The sequence below is a fragment of the Humidesulfovibrio sp. genome (genome assembly GCF_035560995.1).
In the GTDB taxonomy this organism is placed as follows: domain Bacteria; phylum Desulfobacterota; class Desulfovibrionia; order Desulfovibrionales; family Desulfovibrionaceae; genus Humidesulfovibrio.
In genome coordinates, this window is the sequence record NZ_DATMYK010000347.1 from 1 (window position 1) to 6,032 (window position 6,032).

Genomic DNA, 6,032 nt, shown 5'->3' on the forward strand with positions numbered 1-6,032 from the left:
GATGCGGTCGATGAGCAGGAAGGCCAGACAGAACAGCGCACCCAGGAAGAATCCGGACAGCACCAGGAAATAGACCGGCAGGGGCAGCGAGTACAGGTGTACTGCGAGAACGTTGAACTCCAGCACTACGGCCGAGGACAAAGACTGGTTGTTCTGCACGAAGAACAGCATGGACACGACGAACACAAGCAGCAGAACCAGAAACTTTACGTAGCGCATGAGAGTACTCCTTGATGCATTCTTGCCCTGGCATTAGCCAAGGGCGTCGAAATGGGGCTTGAGGTGCTCGTATGTCGAGCGCAAATGTTCCGGAATAACGCGTGTTTCGCTGAACACGGCCATGAAGGAGCTGTCGCCGTTCCAGCGCGGCACGATCTGGAAGTGGATGTGCGCTGCGATGCCCGATCCAGCCGCCTCGCCCAGGTTCAGGCCAGCGTTAATACCGTGCGGCTTGAATACATCTTGCAGAATCTTCACGCAGTGCTGCAAGAGGTCCATGCACTCATGCGCCTCCTCCGGCGCCAGGGCGGTAAGGCAGTTCACATGACGATAGGGCGTCACCATCAGGTGCGCGTTGTTGTACGGATATCGGTTCATAATGACGTAGCTGTGCCGCCCGCGGTGCAGGATGAAGCGTTCGGCGTCTTCGCCCGAGTGGTCGGGCACGCAGAACACGCATTCGTCCGGCTTGGGTCCAAGGATATATTCCATGCGCCAGGGGGCCCATAATACGTTCATGCATGTCCTCTTCTTTACTGCGTCTTTAACGGTTTCGCAGCGGCTGGTGGCGGCGAACATGCCCGCCAGCGGCATCTTACCCCGTGGTCCCGCCCAGGGCAAGGGTTTGTCCCACCACAGCGCCCTGCGGCTTAGGCTCGGAAAAAGATGACCGTCACGAGCAGGAACAAGGGAATCAGGATGCCCACCGACCACGCCATGTAGCCGAAGAAGCTTGGCATCTTCACGCCCTGCGATTCCGCGATGCTGCGCACCATGAAATTCGGCGCGTTGCCGATGTAGGAATTGGCGCCCATGAACACCGAGCCGCAGGAGATGGCGGCCAGGGTCAGGGGGGCCTCGGCCATGAGCTGCGCGGCATCGCCGCCCGCAGTGTTGAAGAACACCAGATAGGTGGGCGCGTTGTCCAGGAAGCTCGAAAGAATCCCCGAAAGCCAGAAGTACATGTGGTTCACCGCAACGCCATCATGACTCACCAGGGCTATGACCTCGCGCATGGCGCCGCTGGGCCCGGCCTTGAGCATGGTGATCGCCGGGATCATGGTGACGAAGATGCCGAAGAAGAGCTTGGCCACCTCCTCGATGGGTTCCCAGCTGAAGCTGTTCTGCTCCCTGGTTTCTTTGGCGGTGAGCAGCAGCGAGAGCCCGGCCAGGGCCAAAAGCAGGCCGTCGCGGGTCAAATCCTGAAGAGCGATGATCACCGGCCCGGCCGGGAACTCAATCTCCGGCTTCCAGATGCCGCTCAACAGCACGGCGCCGACGACGCCCAGCAGCAGCAGCATGTTCACGCCGCCCTCCAGGCGCAAAGCATGACGACGCCCTTTGAGAGGACCCCGGGGAGTCTCCTTGCGCATCATGCGCAGATCAAGCAGGTAGTATAGCACCAGCAAGGTTCCGGAGGCGAAGAGCATTTCGCTGAACAGGTGCGTTGTGGTCCAGAAAAAGCTCACGCCCTTAAGGAAGCCCAAGAACAACGGCGGGTCGCCCAGGGGGGTGAGCGAACCGCCTATGTTGGACACCAGGAAGATGAAGAAGACCACGGTGTGCACTTTGTGCTCGCGGTGCTCATTGGCGCGCAGCAGCGGGCGGATGAGCAGCATGGACGCGCCCGTGGTGCCCATGACGCTTGAAAGCAGCGTACCGATGGCCAGGATCACGGTGTTCGAGGCCGGCTTGCCGCTCAGGCTGCCCGTGAGCCGCACTCCGCCGGAGATGGTGAACAGGGCGAAGAGCAGGATCAGGAACGGCAAGTACTCCAGCACCAGCGTGTGCGCCAGTTCGGTAAAGGCCAGCCCGGGCCCGAACAGGACCGCGCAGGGGACGATGAAAGTCAGGGCCCAAAACAGAGCGATCTTGCCAAAGTGCTCAGCCCAGATCACGGGCAGGGTGAGCGGCAGGATGGCGATGGACAGCAGCATGCAGGCGAAGGGCATGGCCCACCAGAGTGACAACGCAGAGCCATCAAGCATCGCCTGCCCGCCGGAGGCCAGGGCCGGAGCAGCGTCAAGGCACAGCAAGCTCGCGGCAGCGAAGATGATCATCAATGTGTGACTGCGCATGTTCATGATCCTCCAGATGCTTCTCAGGGGCTCAAGCTTCGGCTCACGATTGTTCACGCCAAGGCGGTGTGTCCAAAGATCCGCTTCGGCGCAAGGAAGGCTGGGCGCACCGAAAAACACGCCAGGCAAAGGGCCACCTGGATGTTTCGTTCCACGCGCATGCGGATTATGGCGGTTCAGCACGCCATGCTCATTCTTTGCTGCCAGTGGGTTTGGGGGGCGAGGCGAAAACGAAGGCCTCCTTGCGCACTGCGGCCGGATCGATGCCGCACTTGCCGAGCTCGTCCAGCACGGCCTGCTGCATGGGCGGGGGGCCGCACAAGTAGAAAGCGGCTTGCCGTGTGCGGAGGTGCCGCTGAAACATCTCATGGCTCAGCCTGCCGTACTCATGGCTGATGCGTCCCGGCCGGCTGTCGGTGAACACCGGCGCGGTCTTGCGTTCCGCTTCTGGCGTGCGGCTCAGGGCATGCACCACGTGCAGTTTCAGGGTACGGGTCAACTCCTCCAGTTCGGCGGCGGCAAAGGCATCGGCCTGGGTCTTGTTGGCCCAGAAAAGCACCACATCGTTGTCCGCACCGATATCCACAAAGTGGCGCAGCACGGACAAAAACGGAGTGATGCCCACCCCGCCGGCGATCATGACGATCTCCTTGTCGGCGTCGATGCCGCGGCAAAACTGGCCAAAAGGCCCGGCGCACTGGATGGGCGTGCCGGGCACGATCTCCGGGATGGCGCTGGTGAATTCGCCAGACCGCTTGATGGTCATGCGTAGGGCGTCGTCTTCAGGCGCGCAGGAAAGGGTGAAGGGATGCGGTTCGCTCCATTGGCCGTCGCGAAACACCCGGATAGAAGCGAACTGTCCGGCCTCGCGATTCTTGAAGCGCTCCATGTCCGGCCCGGCGAAATAGATGGACGTTGTATCGTGGTTCTCCTTGTCCACCTTGAGGACCGTAAGCCCGCTCTTGGTCTCCGTCATGGCTTCCTCCTGTACGCCTTGCTCTGGGCTAGTGTCCCGATTTGCCGCTGCGCCGCGAGTGCTGCGGCTGGTCCAGTCCATCCTGGCGTAGCTTCTCCAAAAGGGTTTTGGCAAGCTCCAGTTGACGTTCGCGGGTAACCGCCTTGCCGTCTATGGCGGCCGCGCGCACTTTGCGCAGAATGGTTGCGAAGCCAGGACCGGTTTGGAGTCCAAGTGTCTTCAGGTCTGCTCCGTCCATGAGCAACTCCTGGCTGCGCAAGCGCGTAAGATATTGCGAGATGTTCTTGCGCATAACCTCTCGCCTGCTGCGCGCCATGAGGAAGAGCACGCCTTCCACCGGCAGCGTGTCGAGGATGAAATAGATTTCACTCATGTTCGACTGCGCCTCCTGCCAGGTCATGAGACGGGCCAAGGCCTCACCCAGGTGGTCGCGCAGGGTGAGAAATTCGCGCAGTTCGCGCTCGGAAAAGCGCAGGCGTTTGCAGATGTGCTCCAGTTCCTCGCGCTCGGTGCCCATTGTCAGCCCCAGCATGTACAAACGCCAGGTGTTCAAGGCCGGTTCAAGATAGAGCAGGGCGTACCAGTCATGCACCTTGCGCAGCTCCATGAGCACCCGCAAGCGATCGCCGTCCAAGTTCAACTGAGGATGGATGGCCGCGAGGAGCTTGAGCTCCTGCATGCGGTTCAGGCACTCCAGCACGTTCTCCTCATTCAGGATGAGCTGCATTTCGTGGGTCAACCGCGTGCCGGAGAGCTTAGTGAACAAATTCAGCTGCACGGCATTCTTGATGAGCCGGAGGGTCTGGCCGTCGATGCGGAAGCTGAAGCGCTGCTCGAAGCGGACAGCGCGCAGGATACGCGTGGGATCTTCCACGAAGCTCAAGGAGTGCAGCACGCGAATGGTCTTTTCCTTGATGTCGCGCTGGGCGCCGAAGAAGTCCATGAGCTGCCCGAAATGGCCGGGAGAGAGGTTCAGGGCCAGGGCGTTCACCGTGAAGTCACGCCGGTACAGGTCCATTTTGATGGAGGAAAGTTCCACCGTGGGCAGGGCGGTGGGATACTCGTAATACTCCAGCCGGGCCGTGGCAACGTCGATGCGCTGGCCGTCCGGGAAGACCACGACGGCGGTCTTGAATTTCAGGTGTTCCTTCACGCGCCCCTGCCGGGCCTTGGCCAGTTCGTGGGCGAAGCGGATGCCGTCGCCCTCGACCACGAGGTCGATGTCCAGGTTCGGCCTGGCCAGGAGGATATCGCGCACGAAGCCGCCCACCGCGTAGATCTTGTAGCCCAACTCCCTGGCCAGCAGTCCGGCCTGCTCAAGAAGCGCCAGGATGGAGCCGGGCAGGCGCGTGCGCATCACCGAACGGATGTTCCGGTCGCGCTTGGGGTCCGGCATCAGAGTCTCCGGGATGCGGGCCGATTCCTCCACCAGCAGGTTCACCAGATCCGTACGGGTGATGACGCCGATGGTCTGGCCTGCGTCCACAACAGGCAGAAAACGCTGGCGTTTGCCGATGACGATCTCCATGACCTGATGCAGCGTGGCATCTGGGGCGACGGTGGAGAATTCCGTGAGCATGTACTCGTCCAGGGCCACATTGCGCAGGCCGTGGGCCACGCCCTTGTCCGCCGTGCGGTGGTCCAAAAGGCCCACGCAGCGCATGGTTCCCGGCGCTACAACAGCCACGGCCTTGAGGCCGAAACGCGTCATCAGTTCGTCCGCCTCGGCCATGGAGCGGTCGGACTCGATGACCTTGGGCGGCTTGGACATGAGGCTCGCGGCCGTGATCTGCGGATTGATGTGCGAGTAGAGCAGGGCGAGAAGCTCGTCGCGCACCTCGCTCAAGGTCTTGTCCTTCACCGTGGCCGAGGCCGCATAGCCGTGCCCGCCGCCACCGAAGAAGGAGCAGATGAAGCCCACGTTGACGTCGCTTGCGCGGGAGCGGGCCACTATGTGGATGCGGTCGCCCATGCGGCCCAGGGCGAACATCACGCGCACGTTTTCCATGTCGATGAATTTATGCACAAGGTAGGCGAAATCACTGATGAACTCTTCCGTGCTCACCTCGGCGATGGTCACCTCGATGCCGTGAAAGTCATGGGTCTTGGCCGAGTCGATGAGTTCCGAAAGCACGCGGATCTGTTCCGAGGACAGGTCGCGCGCCAGCAGATCGGAGATGACGCCCAGGTCCATGCCGTTGGCGCGCAGCCAAGCCGCGGCGGTGAAGTCCTCCGGCGTGGTGGAGTTGAAGGTGAAGGAGCCCGTGTCCTCGAAGATGCCGAGGCCCAGCACTGTGGCCTCCTCGATGGTCGGCGTTATCTCGCGGCCCATGAGCTCGTGGATGATAATGGTGGTGGTGGAACCCCAGGTCTTGACGCAGGAATATTCCGGCGTCACGTCCTCCTCGGTGTCCGGGTGGTGGTCGAACACGTGGATACGGATGCCGGGCTTGTCGAGCAAAGCCTGCACATGGGCCACGCGGGACTTCTGCCTGGTGTCCACGATGACCAGCAGCTCCACGTCCGAGGGGTCGATATCCTTGAAGGACTTGAAATTAAACAGGTACGTGGTGCTCTGTATGTAGAAGTTGCGGAGGTTCTTTTCCTGGCTGCCGGGAAAGATGAGCACCGCGTCCGGGTACAGGCGGCTGGCTGCGATCATGGCCGCCAGCGCGTCGAAATCGGCGTTGGCGTGGGCGGTGATGACTGTTTTGGGCGCGGACGGACGGGGGCGTTCATTTCTTGTTTCCTGTGGGGCG

At 61.5% G+C, this 6,032-nt stretch carries 4 protein-coding genes and 1 pseudogene; all 5 read right to left on the bottom strand.

Features of this window, described 5'->3' with window-relative positions; all coding sequences use genetic code 11:
• Positions 1-219, bottom strand: a pseudogene (locus VN419_RS13815) (DUF1049 domain-containing protein); the annotation flags it as partial.
• 33 nt (positions 220-252) lie between these two features.
• Positions 253-738, bottom strand: coding sequence for an HIT domain-containing protein (locus tag VN419_RS13820; protein ID WP_325647799.1), 486 nt, complete (start codon positions 736-738; stop codon positions 253-255).
• Between the two features lie 131 nt (positions 739-869).
• On the bottom strand, positions 870-2,297 hold the full coding sequence (locus VN419_RS13825) for a sodium:proton antiporter (RefSeq protein ID WP_414652937.1): 1,428 nt from the start codon (positions 2,295-2,297) through the stop codon (positions 870-872).
• A gap of 190 nt (positions 2,298-2,487) precedes the next feature.
• A complete protein-coding gene (locus VN419_RS13830) occupies positions 2,488-3,273 on the bottom strand; it encodes an FAD/NAD-binding family oxidoreductase (RefSeq protein ID WP_325647800.1) in 786 nt (261 codons plus the stop codon).
• 28 nt (positions 3,274-3,301) lie between these two features.
• The coding region (locus VN419_RS13835) for a CBS domain-containing protein (RefSeq protein WP_414652938.1) at positions 3,302-6,032 on the bottom strand (2,731 nt) is incomplete at its 5' end.